Raw genomic sequence first — 18,872 nt, forward strand, 5'->3', positions numbered from 1 at the left:
ATGGCAGCAAAAGAAACCAAAGAATTACCTCCTTTTGAATATCCTCAGGGCTATCACTGCATTGCGGGGGTGGATGAAGTGGGGCGAGGTCCACTGGTGGGGGATGTCGTCACCGCAGCGGTGATTTTAGATCCGAACAATCCGATAGAAGGGTTGAACGATTCAAAAAAACTGAGCGAAAAAAAACGCTTAGCCTTGTTGCCAGAAATTCAAGAGAAAGCGCTGGCGTGGGCTGTTGGCCGCTGTTCGCCAGAAGAAATCGACCAGTTGAACATCTTGCAAGCCACCATGGTGGCGATGCAACGCGCGGTTGAAGGACTGGCTGTTAAGCCTGATCTGGTGCTTATTGACGGCAACCGTTGCCCAGCTTTACCAATGGACAGTCAAGCGGTGGTCAAAGGTGACTTACGCGTAGCTCAAATCAGTGCGGCTTCTATCATTGCCAAAGTCGTACGTGACCAAGAGATGGAAGAGCTCGACAAGCAGTACCCACAATTTGGCTTTGCTCAGCACAAAGGCTACCCAACCAAAGCGCATTTTGATGCAATCGAAAAGCACGGTGTGATTGAGCAACACCGCAAAAGTTTCAAGCCGGTTAAGAAAGCACTAGGCATTGAAGAGTAACAAAGCAGCAGGCACTGCAAACTGCCTGATGTTACCCAGCGTAAAGGGTGTCACTTGTCCCTTTTCTTGGGGTAAAATCGGCACAAAACAGAAGTTAAAAACGGTATCACGTCATGTCTGACCCAAAATTTGTTCACCTGCGAATACACAGTGATTTTTCAATGGTGGATGGCATCAATAAAGTTCCGGCTCTGGTCAAACAGGTGGCGGCGCTCGGTATGCCTGCAATGGCGCTGACAGACTTTACCAACCTATGTGGCTTGGTGAAATTTTATGGCGCAGCCCATGGTAACGGCATTAAGCCTATCATTGGTGCTGATTTCAAAATGCAATCGCCCGAATTTGGCGACGAACTCACCCAGCTAACCGTCTTGGCGGCAGATAATACCGGCTACAAAAACCTGACCCTGCTGATTTCCAAAGCCTACTTGCGAGGTCATGTTCAACATCAACCTGTCATCGATAAAGAGTGGTTGATTGAGCTATCAGAAGGATTGATCATCCTTTCAGGTGCACGTAACGGTGAAATAGGTAAAGCACTGCTGAAAGGCAATCAAAAATTGGTCGAAAGCTGTGTTGATTTTTATCAGCAACATTTTGCCGATCGCTTTTATGTGGAGTTGATCCGTACCGGTCGTTCTGACGAAGAAACCTACCTGCATTTTGCCATCGAACTGGCAGAGCAATACGATCTCCCTGTGGTGGCCACTAACGAAGTAGTCTTTATTGGACAAGAGCTGTTCGACGCTCACGAAATTCGCGTTGCGATTCATGATGGCTATACGTTAGAAGATCCACGTCGCCCTAAAAATTACAGCCCTCAGCAATATTTACGCACCGAAGAAGAGATGTGCGAGCTGTTTGCCGATATTCCTGAAGCGCTTGAAAACAGTGTTGAGATCGCCAAGCGCTGCAACGTTACTGTGCGTCTTTGGGAATATTTCCTTCCTGCGTTTCCAACCGAAGGGATGGCAGAAACCGAGTTCTTGGTGATGAAATCCAAAGAGGGCTTGGAAGAGCGTCTCGAGTTTCTTTTCCCTGATCCTGAGATTCGCGCGCAACGTCGTCCTGAGTATGACGAACGTTTGCAGGTCGAACTCGATGTGATTAACCAAATGGGCTTCCCGGGTTACTTCCTGATCGTAATGGAGTTTATCCAGTGGTCGAAAGACAACGGTATTCCTGTTGGCCCTGGCCGTGGTTCTGGTGCGGGTTCGCTGGTGGCCTACGCATTGAAAATCACCGACCTTGATCCGTTGGAATATGATCTGCTGTTCGAACGTTTCTTGAACCCAGAACGTGTATCCATGCCCGATTTCGACGTCGACTTCTGTATGGATAAACGTGACCAAGTGATTGACCACGTGGCCGAAATGTATGGCCGAGATGCGGTATCACAGATCATCACTTTCGGGACCATGGCAGCCAAAGCTGTTATTCGCGATGTGGGCCGAGTACTTGGCCACCCGTTTGGTTTTGTTGATCGCATTTCAAAATTGGTGCCACCCGATCCAGGTATGACGCTGGAAAAAGCATTTAAGGCGGAACCTGCATTACCTGAGCTGTATGAAGCTGATGAGGAAGTGAAAGAGCTCATCGACATGTGCCGCATTTTGGAAGGCTGTACACGAAATGCCGGTAAGCACGCGGGTGGGGTGGTGATCTCTCCAACCACGATCACCGATTTTGCGCCGATTTACGCCGATGCAGAAGGTAACTTCCCCGTTACTCAGTTTGACAAAAACGACGTTGAAACCGCCGGTTTGGTTAAGTTTGACTTCTTGGGACTGCGCACGTTAACCATTATTGACTGGGCGTTAGGTTTGATTAACCCGCGCTTAGAGCGTGAAGGCAAAGCGCCAGTTCGCATCGAGTCGATCCCGCTCGACGATCCGGCATCGTTCCGTATATTGCAAAACTCGGAAACGACAGCGGTTTTCCAGCTTGAATCGCGCGGCATGAAAGAGCTGATCAAACGCCTTCAGCCGGACTGTTTTGAAGACATCATCGCACTGGTGGCGCTGTTCCGTCCGGGGCCGTTGCAATCGGGCATGGTAGATAACTTTATCGACCGTAAACATGGCCGAGAAGCCATCTCTTACCCGGATGAGAAGTGGCAACATGAGTCGTTAAAAGAGATTCTTGACCCAACCTACGGCATCATCCTGTATCAAGAACAGGTTATGCAAATCGCTCAGGTACTCTCTGGGTATACCCTTGGTGGTGCGGACATGCTGCGCCGTGCTATGGGTAAGAAAAAACCAGAAGAGATGGCCAAGCAGCGCGCTACCTTTGAAGAAGGCGCGGTGAAAAATGGCATCGATGGCGAGTTGGCGATGAAAATCTTCGACTTGGTAGAGAAATTTGCGGGCTACGGTTTCAACAAATCGCACTCTGCTGCCTACGCTTTGGTGTCATATCAAACCCTTTGGCTGAAAACGCATTATCCAGCCGAGTTCATGGCCGCGGTAATGACCGCAGATATGGACAACACTGAAAAAGTGGTTGGCTTGGTGGACGAATGTTTCCGCATGAAACTCACGGTACTACCACCGGATATTAACTCAGGTCTGTACCGTTTCAACGTGGACGAAAATGGCGCAATTGTTTACGGTATTGGCGCGATCAAAGGGGTTGGTGAAGGCCCGATTGATGCGATTCTCGAAGCGCGTACCAAAGGTGGGCACTTCAAAGACTTGTTTGACTTCTGTGCGCGCATTGACTTGAAGAAAGTCAACAAGCGTGTGATTGAGAAACTGATTTACGCAGGTGCGTTGGACCGACTTGGCCCGCATCGTGCTGCATTAATGGCGTCATTGGATGACGCGGTGAAAGCGGCGAGCCAACACCATCAAGCGGAAGCATTTGGCCAAGCCGATATGTTTGGTGTATTGACCGATGCGCCGGAAGAGGTGGAACACAAATACATTCAAGTGGAACCTTGGCCAGAAAAAGTGTGGCTTGAAGGGGAACGTGAAACGCTGGGCCTTTATTTGACAGGGCACCCAGTTAATGCGTATCTCACGGAACTCAATAAGTACACCAGTTGTCGATTAAAAGACGCCACCCCAACGCGTCGTGATCAATCACTGACACTGGCTGGCTTAGTGATCGCCGCCCGTGTGATGACCACCAAGCGTGGTACGCGTATCGGTATCATGACATTGGATGATCGCAGCGGTCGTATGGAAGTGATGTTGTTCTCAGATGCGTTAGAACGGTATGCAGATCTACTGGAAAAAGATAAAATCTTGGTGGTTTCTGGACAGGTCAGCTTTGATGACTTCAATGGTGGCCTTAAAATGACGGCTCGCGAAGTTATGGACCTCGGTTCTGCGCGTGAAAAATACGCCAGAGGGGTGTCTGTTTCGATTGCCGCATCACAGATTGATGACCAGTTTTTTGAGCGCTTTAGTCGGATCTTAGAACCGCATAAAGCCGGAACGATTCCTGTCAATGTATACTACCAGCGTGCCGACGCCAGAGCGCGGTTAACATTGGGCACGGAATGGCGAGTAACGCCTAGTGATACATTACTTGATGAATTAAAAATGTTGCTTGGTAAAGACCAGGTAGAACTCGAATTTAACTAAATTTGGCTAACCGAGCCGAATCAACAAGGATTCATAGATGAGCCTGAATTTTCTAGAATTTGAAAAGCCGATTGCTGAACTAGAAGCAAAAATTGAAGCCCTACGCGACGTCTCTCGTCATGGCGGAGATTCAGCTATTGACCTTGACAAAGAGATTGAACAGCTTGAAAAGAAGAGCCTCGAACTGAAGAAGAAAATTTTCAGTGATCTTGGTGCATGGGAAACGGCGCAGTTAGCTCGCCATCCTCAACGCCCTTATACGCTCGACTACGTCAAACACGTATTTGAAGAGTTTGATGAACTTGCGGGTGACCGTGCTTATGCCGATGACAAAGCGATCGTTGCAGGTATTGCCCGTTTAGAAGGTCGTCCTGTGATGATCATTGGCCACCAAAAAGGTCGTGAGACTCGTGAAAAAGTGAAGCGTAACTTTGGTATGCCAAAGCCAGAAGGCTACCGTAAAGCACTGCGCCTAATGAAAATGGCAGAGCGTTTCCAAATGCCAATCATCACTTTTATTGACACTGCTGGCGCATACCCTGGCGTCGGTGCGGAAGAGCGTGGTCAGTCAGAAGCGATCGCCACCAACCTAAAAGAGATGGCGGGTTTAACCGTGCCAGTGATCTGTAACGTGGTTGGTGAAGGTGGTTCTGGTGGCGCATTAGCCATTGGCGTGGGCGACTACGTGAACATGCTTCAATACTCGACTTACTCTGTTATTTCACCAGAAGGTTGTGCCTCTATTCTGTGGCGTGATTCTGACAAAGCCCCACAGGCTGCAGAAGCGATGGGCCTTGTGGCATCTCGCCTAAAAGAGCTTGAACTGATTGATGAAATCATCGAAGAACCACTTGGTGGTGCGCATCGCAACCATGTACAAATGGCAGCGAACATGAAAGCAACGCTACTACGTCAATTAGCGGAGCTGGAACAGTTCCCTCAAGACGTGTTGCTTGAGCGTCGTTACCAGCGCCTAATGAACTACGGATACTGCTAAACCGTTGTTTTAGGTTACAAGACGCATCGTATACAATAAGGGGCTGAACCGTGTGTTCAGCCCCTTTTTTAATTTGGAGTCACTATGGACGCTCTCTATTCTCACTTCTCTCAAGTATTGGAACAACAACGTAAAGCGAACACTCGCTTAGTGGTTGCCTTTAGTGGAGGAGTAGATTCAAGGGTGCTGCTCGAGTTGGCTCATCGTTACGCTCAAGAGCATCTGTTGCCGTGCTGTGCGGTTCATGTGCACCATGGTTTGAGCCACAACGCAGATCAATGGGTCCAAAGCTGCGCAGCTTGGTGCCAAGAAAAAAATATTCCACTGACAGTGGAGCGAGTTCAATTGGATTTGACCCAAGGGAACAGCATCGAGGAAGAAGCGCGTAACGCACGATACCAAGCTTTACGCGCGCATATTAACGCCGATGATCTTCTTCTCACCGGTCAGCACGCGGATGATCAGGTGGAAACCTTTCTGCTGGCGCTAAAACGAGGCAGTGGCCCCAAGGGACTGTCGTCCATGGCTCAGCAAATGCCCTTTTCTCAAGGGCGGTTGATTCGTCCACTGCTCGACGTTCGACGCCAAGAGATTGAACGATGTGCGCATGCCATCGGTTTACATTGGGTGGAAGATGAGAGCAATCAAGACACGCGGTATGACCGTAATTTTCTTCGCCAACAAATCCTTCCCGCGCTGTCTGAACGATGGCCAAGTTTTGCGGCGTCTGTTCAACGCAGTGCCACGCTCTGTGCGGAGCAAGAGGCGTTACTGGATGAGCTGCTGTTACCGGTATTTGAGCAACTGTTTGGCGAAGACCAGAGCTTAGCTATCACGCTGTTGTCACAGCAAAGTGAGCTGGCTCGTTTCAAGTTGCTCAGAATGTGGCTGGCAAAGCTTGGGCATCCTATGCCAACGCGTCATCAGTTGTCACTCATTTGGCAGCAAGTCGCGCTTTCTCAAGCAGATGCCAATCCAATATTGCAACTGAGCCAAGGGCAAGTACGCCGTTTCAATCAGCGTCTTTATTTGGTTGCAGACAACCAGGATCTCTCTGCTTGGCATGCGCCGATCACGCTCAATACACCGCTTGCTTTACCTGATGGTTTAGGGACGATTGAGTTAACGGTAAGTCGTGGTTTCGGTCAAATCGCGCTTCCAGAGCAAAGTGAGGCGTTGTGGATAAGCTTTAACCCAGAGGGGCTAAGTGCCCATCCGGCGGAGCGAGGTCACAGTCGGAAGTTGAAAAAGCTGTTTCAAGAATACCAAGTACCAAGTTGGTTGCGCCGTCGCACGCCAATTTTGATGTATCACCAACAGGTTGTGGCGGTGGCGGGATTGTTTGTGGATCGCCAGTTTATTGGTCAAGATTGTGAGCTGTTTTGGCGCAAGTAATCCAAATTCATGTAAAAATCGTATGGATATAATAACCATCATGGATATAAAAAAGGAAAAGCAATGAAGAAAGTCGCTATTGGTTTGGCTCTAGGGTTAGGCCTGATGAGTGGAAGTGTTCTAGCTGCAGGTGATGTCGCTGCAGGGCAAGCAAAAGCTGCGGTTTGTGCCGCTTGTCATGGTGCGGATGGCATGGCTACGATCCCGGGCTACCCAAATCTCAAAGGTCAAAATGAGCAGTATCTTGTCTCTGCTATCAAAGCGTACAAAAACAAAGAGCGTAACGGCGGCTTAGCGGTCGTGATGCAAGCGCAAGCGGCAATGCTAAATGATGCGGATATTGCTAATTTGGCCGCTTATTATGCGAGCCTGAAATAATTAAATCGATTTGACGAAAGCCAGAGCCGTTGCTCTGGCTTTTTCGTCTTATACAGGGAGAATAGGGCGGTTTGTGATTGAATGTTGTCGATGGCTCACCGATAATAGGTTAACAAATTGAAGTTTAAGGGATGAACATGAAAAAAATTGAAGCAATTATCAAGCCTTTTAAGCTCGATGATGTTCGTGAAGCGCTAGCTGAAGTCGGTATTACGGGAATGACCGTTTCCGAGGTGAAAGGGTTTGGTCGTCAAAAAGGCCACACTGAGCTTTACCGTGGTGCGGAATACATGGTCGACTTTCTGCCAAAAGTGAAACTGGAAATCGTCGTAACAGAAGATGTGGCGGATAAATGCGTAGAGACCATTATCGAAACGGCACAAACTGGCAAAATTGGTGATGGTAAGATTTTCGTCACAAACGTCGAACGCGTGGTTCGTATCCGTACCGGTGAAGAAGACGAAGACGCGATTTAATCACACAAAAAGGGAGCCTAAGGCTCCTTTTTTTAGCGCTGACATTTAGTAGAGATTAAGAGAATGAGAAAACGCATTTGGGTGGGGCTGCCATTGGCGTTGGTGTTTGGTGGGATATTTGCATTCCACACCGTTTTCCACATCCCCGAACAGCCTGAAATGACCACTATCAGCGACGGTTCGTTTAACCAGCAACTGCATTGTTATGAAAGTTCAACGCGTGCCAGCATTGATCAAGAGGGGAGTCTGAACCTGTTGGTGTGGAATATTTACAAACAGAATCGCGCTAATTGGCAGTCTGTGCTGACCCAAATGAGTGCTGGGGCACAATTAATTCTGTTGCAAGAAGCCAGCTTAGAAGATGGGTTAAAACGCTGGATAGCCTCTGGTGGTTGGAGCGGTGAGCAAGTGAACGCGTTTAAAGCGTTTGATAAAGCCGCTGGCGTCTTGACATTAGGCTGGCGTAAGCCTCGCTTGGCGTGTGGCTACACCCAATTGGAGCCGTGGATTCGCTTGCCTAAATCGGGATTGTATTCGGAGTACCTGCTTTCCGATGGCCAAATGTTGATCGTGGTTAACCTGCATGCCGTCAATTTCACTTGGGGTGTGCAAGAATATCAGCAACAAGTCAATGACCTGATTGCGGCGTTAAAAGAGCATCCAGGGCCTGCAATTGTCGCGGGTGATTTTAATACTTGGAGCGAAAAACGTTTGCAAGCGGTAACGGAACGATTGGAAAACGCTGGGCTTATCGAAGTGGTGTTCTCACCTGATCAGCGAACTCGTTTTATCACAGGGCTGCCGCTTGATCATGTGTTTTACAAAGGCTTAGAAGTACAAAAAGCAGAGGCGCCTCAAACGGACGCCTCTGATCATAATCCACTGTTGGTCAGCTTTACATTACCAACAGATAAATAGCCCAAATCAGATAGTATCCCACCCAAGGAAGGGCGGCGATCACCAAAGCTTGTCCACGTTCAAACTCTGTCCATGTCAGCACGGCTGCATAACCAAGCACAATGTACCAAGGAAGTAGCAAAGGCATTGAACTGGCAAACTGAGACCATTCGTTTGTCAATGGTAGCTTGATCAACCCATTGAGACTATTGAGATCGGCGGCGTAAATCACCACTTGACCATGTTTCAATATCAAACTTGCATAGCTAGCGAAGTCGCCTAACACCGCTGGGAAGGTGATCACTGCGGCAGCGGCAAACCATTTCCAAAACCCGTGTTGATGCTGGCTGGGCTTGGTTGCCAGAGTGAACCAAAATGCCAACATCAAAATCGTCAAGGTTCGTCCAAACACATCGCTAATGATCTCACTCGCCATCAAGGTGTTTGGATCGTCCAAGAATTTTAATTGTTCTGGATTAATTTGTTGAAATTGAGGTGTTAAAATTTGGCTCAACCACTGGAAGTCCACATTAGAAAAATACGCTCCCCAAAACAGGAATGGGGTCAATATGAGAACGATGTACGGTTGCCAGCCCCAAGCACCACGCTGATAAAGCGCGAGAAAACATGAGGTTGGAGAGCGAAATATGTCAAGCATCATGACAAACGGGTTACTGGAAGGGGTCATACACTTACCTTAGTTACATCCACGTAGAGTTTTAATTGTTGACCTGGTTTCAGGTACTTTTGATTTTGTAGCGCGTTCCACTTCACAATGTCGTTGCTTTTGACTTTAAACTTGGTCGCGATGCCACTGATGGTGTCGCCTGAACGCACTTTATAGAAAACAGTACGGATAATGGCGCCTTCAGAGCTCTCTTTCCAAATCACCAGATCTTGCCCAATGCGCAATGTGTCACGTGGCCCCATGCCATTCCATTTCGCTAATGCTTGGTGATCCACTTTATTGGCTTTCGCAATGCTCCATAAGCTTTCGCCGGATTTAACGGTATGCGTCAGCTTATATTTACCGCGAGCAGTGGCTTGGGTCTTAGCCAAGCGGTTTGCTGCCGACAAGGTGTAAGCGCTGGCGTCTTTTTGCGATGTAGGGATCAGTAGGTACTGGCCGACACGAATGTTGTTACCGTTCAAGCTATTGGCGGTACGGATCACTTCACTGGTGGTGTTATGTTTTTCAGCTAAGACGCTGAGCGTGTCGCCAGAGCGCACTTTGTAGCGCACCATCTTCATGCCTTTGCCGCGATTTTCTTCTACTTTCGCGATGAACTGCTCTGCTTTATCGACAGGAATCAGCAGTTGGTAAGGACCATCTGGTGCCGTAGACCACTGGTTGTAGGCCGGATTGTAGCTTTGCAGCTCTTTGACATTCAGCCCGGCGTATTGTGCAGCAATGGCGAGATCCAATTGCTCCTTAGGATCAATCAGTGCCAACACGGGTTTGTTTGGAATCGCAGGGATCTCAATGCCGTATTTCTCTTGATTGGCGACAATATCGGCAAGGGCGAGCAGTTTTGGCACATAGCCACTGGTTTCTTTGGGTAAATCTAGTGAGAAAAAATCGATAGGTTTACCCAGTTTGTTGTTCTTACGGATCGCGCTCGATACACGGCCACCACCGCTGTTGTACGCCGCGATCGCGTGATTCCAGTCACCATCAAAACGTTTGTTGAGGTAGGTAAGATAATCGAGCGCAGCGTCGGTGGCGGCTGCCACGTCTCGGCGACCGTCATACCAAAAATTTTGTTCTAGACCATACATTTTCCCAGTGCCCGGAACAAACTGCCATAAGCCTGCGGCACTGCCATGAGAGTAGGCAAATGGGTCGAATGAGCTTTCTACGACAGGTAACAATGCCAGCTCAAGAGGCAAATCACGCGCTTCAATTTTCTCAGTGATCAGATAGAGAAATGGGGTCGCACGTTGTGAGACGGTTTTAAGGTGATTAGGGTGTTTGAGGTACCAAGTGCGGTAATAATCGACCTTTTCATGATCGGGGACTTCCAGAGACAGTTGCATGGCGATGCGTTGCCAAACGTCTTCCTGAGTTTGAGGTGTGACGACAGGTTGCTCTGGGGCAACGTTCTCAAGCGTTTTGTCACTTGGTTTTACTTTTTTCGCAGTTTGCTGCGACGATTTTGCTTGCGAGGCATTGGTCTCAGGCGCGGCACTGGTATTGCTCTCTGTTTGTAGGCTCTGACAGCCAGAAAGCAATAGTAGTGCAAACACCCAACTAAACTTAAAACGCATGGTTCCAGCCTGTTTAACTTTGGGCTGCTGATAATACTTGCCTCCTTGGTCAGGAGACAAGCATCAAAAAGTTAAAATTCGTTCTTCCACTCACGTAATGCTGTAAAAACCGAGAGTGGATCGCTATTTTTCGTTCTGCTAGAAACCGAGTGAATAACACTGGGTTGCAGATATCGAAGAAATGGATTGATCCATTTTTCTTGTCTCAATGTGGTTGGAATGGTTGGCAGATTTTGCGCACGCAGTCGATTGACGGTATCACGGTATTGGTGAAGTAACTCGTTATCCGGTTCCACGGCTAAGGCGAAAGCAACGTTGCTGGCGGTATATTCATGAGCGCAGAACACTTCCGTTTCCTCAGGAAGGGCGAGAAGCTTGTTGAGTGAGTCAAACATTTGTTGCGCGGTACCTTCAAAAATACGACCACAGCCAGCAGAGAAGAGCACATCGCCACAAAACAGTTTGCCGTCGCCAACATAACCAATATGACCCAAGGTATGCCCACCTAAACCTAACACTAAGAAGGTTTCGTCGAATAACTCAAGTCGGTCGCCATCTTCCACGGGGTGGGTGAGCGTTGGAATCGGTTCTGCTTTCGGCCCTACAACGTTAACGTTAGGAAAAGCGCGCACCAAATCGGCCACGCCGCCAATGTGATCATTGTGGTGGTGGGTGATAAGAATCGCTTCTAAAGTTAACTGATGTTGCTCGATGTAGTGAAGGACAGGCTTGGCGTCGCCTGGGTCGACCACAGCACAACGCTGATCGCTATTTTGAATCAACCAGATGTAATTGTCGTTGAATGCAGGTATGCTTTTGATCTCTAACACGATGGATTCTCCGCTCGTTCGAACTAGTCAGGTGGTTAATGAAGCCAGCACTAAGCAGTAAAGTTATCCAGCATCCCTACACATGGGAAGAAATGAACAACGGACAATGGGTTCGTGAATCGATTCAAACCCGTTTAGACGAATGGTGCCCGAAACTGTTTGGTTACCATTTGCTGAAACTGGGTGGGCTGAGCTGCGAGTTAACCAGTGCAATATGTAACATTCAACACCAAGTTAACTTAGATATCCAGAACCCTTTGCACAATGTCATCGCAGATGGTTACGAATTGCCCTTTCTCGAAAAAAGCTTTGATGCGGTGATCTTGGCGCATCAGTTGGATTACGCCAGTGATCCCCACCGATTACTGCGTGAAGTGGATCGAGTGATGATGGACGATGGCTATCTGGTGATTACGGGGTTTAATCCTGTGAGCTTCACCGGCCTGGCCAGTTTAATGCCTTGGCGAAAAAACAACTTGCCTTGGAGTGGACGAATGTTCACCACCAATCGAATTAAAGATTGGCTGGGAGTGTTGAATTATCAAGTCGTGCACTGCGATCGCTACGCACTGTTTCCGATGAAGAAATACCGAACCATGTGGACTTGGCTTGAAAACAGCCTTGGCGATTGGGCATCTCCCGCGGGCAGTCTCTATTTTATTGTCGCAAGAAAACGCACGTATCCGCTCAAACCCATCAAACCGCATTGGCAGTTAAAGCGTCGTTTATCTCCGCTCGGGGTAATGAACCGACAGCGTGATTTACTGAGCAAGCGCAAAAGCTGCGCTTGCAGAGGAAGAGAGTAGTTTACTCGGCAGGCTGATAACCGGTGTCGTCAAGGGTTGGGTTTTCGGCCGCGGCACGCGCCAACTCGTCACACATTTCGTTTTCACGATGGCCTGCGTGTCCTTTGACCCAACGCCAGTCAATCGTATGGCGAGTGGTTTCTTTATCAAGCGCTTGCCAAAGATCGGCATTTTTGACTGGTTTTTTATCGGCGGTTTTCCAACCGCGCTTTTTCCAATTGTGGATCCACTGAGTAATACCTTGTCGAACATATTGGCTATCGGTTGTGAGAATCACATTGCAAGGTTCTTTCAAGGCCTGAAGAGCAACGATGGTGGCCATCATTTCCATTCGGTTGTTGGTGGTGAGTCTATAGCCTTGTGCTAAGGTTTTTTCGACCTGTTTGTAACGCAAGACGACACCGTAACCACCGGGTCCAGGATTACCGAGGCAAGAACCGTCAGTGAAAATTTCAACTTGTTTTGTCATGTTTTGGTACTATTAGCGAAAGCCATGTTTAAAGCATACGTTCTGCATAGTCTGACACACATATCATTATGAATACCAGTAACAATTCTGAATACGATCGTATCGTCGTGCTCGATACGGAAACCACGGGTATGAACCGTGAAGGTGGCCCACACTATATGGGGCACAGAATCATCGAAATCGGGGCGGTGGAGATCATCAACCGCAAGCTGACCGGGCGACATTTCCATGTTTACCTTAAGCCAGACCGTGAAATTCAACCCGATGCGATCGATGTTCACGGTATTACCGATCAGTTTCTAGTTGATAAACCGGAGTATCGTCAAGTTCACCAAGAGTTCCTAGAGTTCATTAAAGGGGCTGAGCTGGTGGCTCATAACGCGCCCTTCGACGTGGGCTTTATGGATTATGAGTTCGGTAAACTCGACGCCGCCATCGGCAAAACCGATGACTACTGCAAGGTGACCGATACGCTGGCGATGGCGAAGAAGATCTTCCCTGGCAAGCGTAACAACCTAGACGTTTTGTGTGAACGCTACGGCATTGATAACTCACACCGAACGCTTCACGGGGCATTGCTCGATGCGGAGATTCTGGCTGATGTTTACCTGCTGATGACCGGTGGGCAAACCAGTTTGGAGTTCAACGCCAACTCGCAAGAAGGCGGTGGTGAAGACATTCGCCGAGTGGCGGGGCGAAAATCTCTTAAGGTTTTGCGTGCAACGGCCGATGAATTAGAAGCGCACCAATCTAGATTGGATATTGTAGAAAAAAGCGGAACTTGCCTCTGGCGTCAATAGGAGAATCTATGTTGAGGACATTGTCAGTCGTATTATTGTTATTGGTTAGTTGTGTAAGCCATGCTGCGACAGAGTCGACCATGTCCTTGCTGGATAACCGCTTTCGAGTGGATCCAACCATCGATCAAATCACTTTCTTGATTTATCGCGAAAATCCTTCTCAGCCCGTGGTGCTAGTGCGACCAGATGGTCGAAAATACTACGCCTTCAAAAGCTACCCCAACGTCCGCTGGTATCAAGAGTCAGCCATGGACATTATCTCTATCGACAACCCAATGCCGGGCCCTTGGCAAGCCGTGGGAAAAGTGAGCCCCAAAAACAACATTCGGCTGATTTCTCACCTGACGCTTTCAACGGATCTCTTCCCCAGTCGTTTGTATCATGGCGAAGTGATGAAATTCACCGCAAGGCTCGCATCGGATGATAAGCCGTTAGTCCTGAGAGATTTCCTTGATCGCGTCAATCTAAAAGTGACTTTCACGAAGTTTGTTGAAAACGAGCAAGATTTAGTAAAAGAAGCGCGTCCAGTTCCCATTGTTATTGGTGATTTTAGCGATGATGGCACGGGCTTAGATGAACGAGCTGGCGATGGTGTGTTTACTGTGCAGTTGCCTATCGAAGTGGACCCGGGCAAGTATCGGGCGCGTATCACCTCAGGAAATGGCGTGTTCCTACGAGCCAAAGAACAGGAAGTGCTGGTCTATCCTAGCCCTGTTTCTACCACCTTCATTCAGTCACGTGATGAAGGCAAGCCACACAGTATTGTGGTTTCAGGCGAGCAAGGCATGGTGCAGCCTGGGTCTTTGGCGGTTCACATTGAGCAAAGTGCTCCGGATGATTTCGTCAATTATGTGCAAGGGCAGGCGGACAAAGAGAGCTTAAAAGTGTCGATGCTGCTCGATAGTAGTCAGATGATCGGCATTTATGGTTGGAAGGGTGAAGTGTTCGCCACTGACGCCGCAACACAGCGCCCATTGATGTTCCCCATCTCACAACAAACGTTCAGTGTTGTGAAAGAGGTGGATATTGAAGCCGCGCGCAAAGCCAAAGAAGCCGCGCTTGCAGAACAACGCCGCATTGAAGAAGAACAACGACTTTTGGCGCAAAGAGAGGCCGATCGTAAACAAGCCATCATGATGATTGGTATTGGTAACGTGGTAGTCATCTTACTCGGGCTGGTGGTGTGGTTCGTCTGGGGCAAGTTGCGAGCAAAACGCCAAGCCATTCCAGAGATGCAATTAGAAGTGCCGAAGAAATAAGTGGATAACTTCGGAATACCCGCCAACTCAGAGAGTTTTTGAGTTGGTGACGAAAAATGGACAAATAACCCATGTCGAAGAACAAAGTTTTGGTGATTTATGCTCACCCGTCGCAACATCGCTCAGAGGTCAATGCGCCACTCTTTGCCGCAGCGCAAGCCGTTGACGGTGTCACGTGTGTCGATCTGTATGCCGAGTACCCTCAGTTCGACATCAACATCGACAAAGAACAAGCTCGACTGCTGGAACATGATGTCATCGTGTTTCAGTTTCCTCTTTACTGGTATTCCACCCCTGCATTACTGAAAGAGTGGCAAGACTTGGTGCTGGAATACGGCTTTGCTTACGGGACAGATGGAACCGCTTTGAAAGACAAGCTGATGCTCTGTGTGGTTTCTGCAGGAGGCAAAGAAGAAGCATACAAAGCGGAGGGGTATAACCACTTTACCATTCGTCAATTGTTGGCACCGATTGAACAAATGGCCGCGCTAACCAGTATGCACTACCTACCACCGTTTGCGATATTTGGTGCACGTACGGCGTTAGAGGAAAATCGTATTGATCAGCATGTCGAGCGCTACGCGACTTTGCTGCGTGCTTTAGTGGAAGATCGAGTCAATATCCACGCCGCCAATCATTTGAACAAAATCACTCATGCCCTACCTCAAATCATCAAGGAAGCCTGATGACTCAAATATTTTTACAAGCCTTCATCTACCTGATTGCCGCAGTGATTGCCGTGCCATTAGCAAAACGCTTTGGCCTAGGTTCTGTGCTTGGGTACCTTATCGCTGGCGTGGTGATTGGCCCCATCGTTGGTTTGGTCGGGGAAGAAACCACCACCATTCAGCATTTCGCCGAATTTGGTGTGGTGATGATGTTGTTTTTGGTCGGTTTAGAGCTTGAGCCTAAAATGCTTTGGGCAATGCGTAACCGCTTGTTGGGACTAGGCGGCTTACAAGTTGCGGGTACTGCTGGGATTATTGTGGCGATTGCTGTCTATTTCGGCCAAGTGTGGACCACGGCCTTAGCGATTGGATTGATTTTCGCCTTATCATCAACGGCGATCGTGTTGCAGACCTTTAACGAGAAGCGATTAAGCAAGACGGAAGGGGGTAAAAACGCGTTTTCTGTGTTGTTGTTCCAAGACATCGCGGTCATTCCGATGCTGGCTTTCATCCCACTGCTCGCCCTGCCTGAATTGGTCGAGCAAGCTCAGCAATCCATCCAATCGGCCTCGGAGCATCATGAACAGTTGAGCCTGGTTGCCGGCTTACCTGGCTGGGCCTATGGTATCGTCATTACACTTTCCATTGGCGTGGTGATCGTCGGTGGGCATTACCTCAGTCGCCCGATCTTTCGTTACGTGGCCGATTCCGGCTTAAGAGAAATTTTTACCGCAGCTGCATTGATGCTGGTGATTGGTATTGCGGCGTTGATGAGTTTAGTTGGACTTTCTCCTGCGTTGGGCACATTTTTGGCGGGCGTCATGCTGGCAAACAGTGAGTTTCGTCATGAGCTCGAATCGAATATTGAGCCTTTCAAAGGGCTGCTTTTGGGCTTGTTTTTCATTACGGTCGGAGCGGGCATCGATTTTACCATTCTCTTCAATAAGTTTGGCACCATCATCGGTTTGACGTTGGCGGTGATGCTCCTGAAAGCCTTGGTGTTACTGGCGCTGTCGTTTATTTTCCGCATAAAAGGCAGTGATCGTTGGCTGTTTGCATTGAGCTTGGCGCAGGCGGGTGAATTTGGTTTTGTGCTGCTGAGTTTCTCAGTACAAAATCACGTGATATCGACGCCTCTCTCCCAGCAACTCTCACTGGTGGTGGCGATCTCCATGTTTCTCACTCCGGGTCTATTTATCCTCTTTGATCGAGTTATTTTGCCGAAGTTCGCCACTAAGTTTAATGAAAGAGCCGATGATGACATTGATGAAAAAGGCACAGTGATCATCGCTGGTATTGGGCGCTTTGGACAGATAGTCAATCGCTTATTGTTGTCTAACGGAATTAAAACCGTTGCACTTGATTACCAAGCAAATCAGGTAGATGTGATGCGACAGATTGGCACTCAAGCTTACTTTGGTGATGTGACTCGCCCCGATATTCTGCACACCGCGGGAATTGAAGAAGCGGCCGCGATTGTGGTCGCGATTGATAATCGCGATGCCAGTGTAGAGTTAGTCAAGCAGGTTAAGCACGCTTACCCTAGTGTGAAAGTCATCGCCAGAGCATTTGACCGTGGACACGGTTATCGTCTGCGCCAAGCCGGGGCGGATGTGATTGAGTCAGAGACTTATCATTCGGCACTAGAAGTGGGCGGGCAAACCATGAAATTATTGGGGGTTCATCCGTTTTTTGTTGAGCAACAAAAGATGAGATACAAGCGCGTTGAAAATCGTAAGTCAGATTCTTTGTACAGCGCTTGGTTAGACGATTCAGAAGGTGAGCGTTTTGATAACAACTACAGAAAGTTGTTTATGCAGCTTGAAGAAAAAATGATGTTGGAAATGCAAAAGGATCGCCATACCAATCTTTCTCGCTCCGAGCGGGGTTGGACACCGCCCCCCAAAGATTACGCGGACGATCTGCAAGAGCTCAACAATGAGGTAAATGATCTCAACTTCAAATAGTGTTATTTGATTTTTGTAAGACCAAGGTTGACTGAAGCCATTGCTATTCAGTGTGTCTTTTCGACGGGCATATTATTGAGCAATGGCTTTTTAACATATCAGATTCCCATCGGCGTCGTATTCAGCGCGAGTGCCCATATCTTCTTGATATTCTTCAATTCGGGTAAAACGACAATCAAGAGGTTGGTATTTTTCCATGATTTCTTTAACGGATTTATGTACGACGAGGCAATCCGTAAACTGCAAGTCATCCCAAATCAAGCGTTTTTCCAAGGGCACGGCAGCGAGTTTTTCTGGTGATAAGACGATTTTTTCGAAGGTGTAGAGCGGAGGCAGGTAGTCGGCAAAGACATCTTTTTCGTACTCGCTCTGGTCAAAATCAACGAAATCGTAATAGGCATAATCTCGGTCTACAGGATTTCGGAAAAAATTCAGGTAGTGGTAATCATCGTGGTAAGTGTCATCGTCATTGATGATAACGGCTCTCAGCCATTGCGCTCCGGTGATATCGATATGGCGCAGTGCCAGATACAGCTCGCGTTTCACCATCATGTTTCTGCCGGACATATGTAAGTTACACAACTGGTGGTGAATCCCCTGACTTACATCTTCATCCCTAAAGCCGTTTTCAAAGTAGAACCAGCGGTTGGTGTTTTCTTGAAACTGATTAAACGTAAGATCAGCTCCTGCATTTTTCTCATGACCAGTCAAAACCATAGCGTGCTCGCCCACGCGCTGGTAAACCACATAATAATCAGAAAACTTATTCATATTAGATTCCCATCGGCGTCGTATTCTGCGCGAGTACCCATGTTCTCTTTATGTTCCTCTATCCGAGTAAAACGACAGTCGAGAGGTTGGTATTTTTCCATGATTTCTTTAACGGATTTATGTACAACAAGTCGGTCAGTAAACTGCAAGTCATCCCAAATTAAGCGTTTTTCCAAGGGCACGGCAGCGAGTTTTTCTGGTGATAAGACGATTTTTTCGAAGGTGTAGAGCGGGGGCAGGTAATCAGCAAAGACATCTTTCTCGTACTCGCTCTGCTCAAAATCAACGAAATCGTAATAGGCGTAATCTCGGTCTACAGGATTTCGAAAAAAATTCAGGTAGTGGTAATCATCGTGGTAAGTGTCATCGTCATTGATGATAACGGCTCTCAGCCATTGCGCTCCGGCGATTTCGATATGGCGCAGTGCCAGATACAGCTCGCGTTTCACCATCATGTTTCTGCCGGACATATGTAAGTTACACAACTGGTGGTGTATCCCCTGACTTACATCTTCATCCCTAAAGCCATTTTCAAAGTAAAACCAGCGGTTGGTGTCTTCCTGGAAGTCATTACCCGTCAGGTCTCGTGGAACATCATTTTCATGCCCGACTAACACCATGGCGTGCTCGCCTACACGCTGGTAAACTACATAATAATCAGAAAACTTACTCAT

Annotated in this window: 18 protein-coding genes; 12 read left to right on the forward strand and 6 right to left on the reverse strand. The window is 48.2% G+C overall.

The features are described 5' to 3' along the window. From rnhB to VV1_RS08890, 7 genes are all read left to right on the forward strand, one after another. Entirely contained in the window at positions 1–624 is a 624-nt protein-coding gene (gene rnhB, locus VV1_RS08860; RefSeq protein WP_011079776.1) for a ribonuclease HII, read from the forward strand. Between the two features lie 113 nt (positions 625–737). Next, positions 738–4,217 carry a DNA polymerase III subunit alpha gene (gene dnaE / locus VV1_RS08865; protein ID WP_011079777.1) on the forward strand — a complete coding sequence of 1,160 codons (3,480 nt, stop codon included), beginning with the start codon at positions 738–740 and terminating at the stop codon, positions 4,215–4,217. A gap of 37 nt (positions 4,218–4,254) precedes the next feature. Then, a complete protein-coding gene (accA, locus tag VV1_RS08870; RefSeq protein WP_011079778.1) occupies positions 4,255–5,214 on the forward strand; it encodes an acetyl-CoA carboxylase carboxyl transferase subunit alpha in 960 nt (319 codons plus the stop codon). A gap of 84 nt (positions 5,215–5,298) precedes the next feature. Next, complete coding sequence (gene tilS / locus VV1_RS08875) at positions 5,299–6,609, forward strand: tRNA lysidine(34) synthetase TilS (protein ID WP_011079779.1); 1,311 nt, start codon at positions 5,299–5,301, stop codon at positions 6,607–6,609. 63 nt (positions 6,610–6,672) lie between these two features. Beyond that, on the forward strand, positions 6,673–6,987 hold the full coding sequence (locus VV1_RS08880) for a c-type cytochrome (protein WP_011079780.1): 315 nt from the start codon (positions 6,673–6,675) through the stop codon (positions 6,985–6,987). Between the two features lie 137 nt (positions 6,988–7,124). Next, positions 7,125–7,463: a nitrogen regulatory protein P-II gene (gene glnB / locus VV1_RS08885; RefSeq protein WP_013571272.1), complete on the forward strand. Its 339-nt coding sequence runs from the start codon at positions 7,125–7,127 to the stop codon at positions 7,461–7,463. Positions 7,464–7,526: 63 nt separating this feature from the next. After that, on the forward strand, positions 7,527–8,381 hold the full coding sequence (locus VV1_RS08890; protein ID WP_011079782.1) for an endonuclease/exonuclease/phosphatase family protein: 855 nt from the start codon (positions 7,527–7,529) through the stop codon (positions 8,379–8,381). Here VV1_RS08890 and VV1_RS08895 read toward each other — a convergent pair. From VV1_RS08895 to gloB, 3 genes are all read right to left on the reverse strand, one after another. Further along, a complete protein-coding gene (locus tag VV1_RS08895; RefSeq protein WP_011079783.1) occupies positions 8,359–9,048 on the reverse strand; it encodes a YIP1 family protein in 690 nt (229 codons plus the stop codon). The genes VV1_RS08890 and VV1_RS08895 overlap by 23 nt on opposite strands. After that, positions 9,045–10,628 carry a LysM peptidoglycan-binding domain-containing protein gene (locus VV1_RS08900; RefSeq protein WP_043920952.1) on the reverse strand — a complete coding sequence of 528 codons (1,584 nt, stop codon included), beginning with the start codon at positions 10,626–10,628 and terminating at the stop codon, positions 9,045–9,047. Before VV1_RS08900 ends, VV1_RS08895 begins: the two co-directional genes overlap by 4 nt. A 71-nt stretch (positions 10,629–10,699) precedes the next feature. Further along, positions 10,700–11,458 carry a hydroxyacylglutathione hydrolase gene (gene gloB, locus VV1_RS08905; protein WP_011079785.1) on the reverse strand — a complete coding sequence of 253 codons (759 nt, stop codon included), beginning with the start codon at positions 11,456–11,458 and terminating at the stop codon, positions 10,700–10,702. A 38-nt stretch (positions 11,459–11,496) separates the two neighbouring features. On the opposite strand from gloB, the gene VV1_RS08910 reads away from it, so the two are divergent. Next, positions 11,497–12,264, forward strand: coding sequence for a class I SAM-dependent methyltransferase (locus VV1_RS08910; RefSeq protein ID WP_011079786.1), 768 nt, complete (start codon positions 11,497–11,499; stop codon positions 12,262–12,264). A gap of 1 nt (position 12,265) precedes the next feature. Here the strand turns inward: VV1_RS08910 and rnhA are convergent, their stop codons facing one another. Then, complete coding sequence (gene rnhA, locus VV1_RS08915; RefSeq protein ID WP_011079787.1) at positions 12,266–12,733, reverse strand: ribonuclease HI; 468 nt, start codon at positions 12,731–12,733, stop codon at positions 12,266–12,268. 68 nt (positions 12,734–12,801) lie between these two features. Here rnhA and dnaQ point away from each other — a divergent pair, with 68 nt between their 5' ends. The 4 genes from dnaQ to VV1_RS08935 all read left to right on the forward strand — a co-directional run bounded on the left by dnaQ (position 12,802) and on the right by VV1_RS08935 (position 17,427). Then, positions 12,802–13,533, forward strand: coding sequence for a DNA polymerase III subunit epsilon (dnaQ, locus tag VV1_RS08920; RefSeq protein WP_011079788.1), 732 nt, complete (start codon positions 12,802–12,804; stop codon positions 13,531–13,533). Positions 13,534–13,541: 8 nt separating this feature from the next. Beyond that, entirely contained in the window at positions 13,542–14,792 is a 1,251-nt protein-coding gene (locus tag VV1_RS08925) for a TIGR03503 family protein (protein ID WP_011079789.1), read from the forward strand. 71 nt (positions 14,793–14,863) lie between these two features. Further along, positions 14,864–15,478 carry an NAD(P)H-dependent oxidoreductase gene (locus VV1_RS08930; RefSeq protein ID WP_011079790.1) on the forward strand — a complete coding sequence of 205 codons (615 nt, stop codon included), beginning with the start codon at positions 14,864–14,866 and terminating at the stop codon, positions 15,476–15,478. Then, positions 15,478–17,427, forward strand: a complete 1,950-nt coding sequence (locus tag VV1_RS08935) for a monovalent cation:proton antiporter-2 (CPA2) family protein (protein ID WP_011079791.1) — start codon at positions 15,478–15,480, stop codon at positions 17,425–17,427. The genes VV1_RS08930 and VV1_RS08935 overlap by 1 nt, the downstream gene beginning before the upstream one ends. Positions 17,428–17,517: 90 nt before the next feature. On the opposite strand, the gene VV1_RS08940 is transcribed toward VV1_RS08935, so the two are convergent. Together VV1_RS08940 and VV1_RS08945 are read right to left on the reverse strand one after the other, a co-directional pair. Beyond that, on the reverse strand, positions 17,518–18,198 hold the full coding sequence (locus tag VV1_RS08940; protein ID WP_011079792.1) for a hypothetical protein: 681 nt from the start codon (positions 18,196–18,198) through the stop codon (positions 17,518–17,520). Beyond that, positions 18,195–18,872: a hypothetical protein gene (locus VV1_RS08945; RefSeq protein WP_011079793.1), complete on the reverse strand. Its 678-nt coding sequence runs from the start codon at positions 18,870–18,872 to the stop codon at positions 18,195–18,197. Before VV1_RS08945 ends, VV1_RS08940 begins: the two co-directional genes overlap by 4 nt.

The organism is Vibrio vulnificus CMCP6 (assembly GCF_000039765.1).
GTDB lineage: Bacteria > Pseudomonadota > Gammaproteobacteria > Enterobacterales > Vibrionaceae > Vibrio > Vibrio vulnificus_B.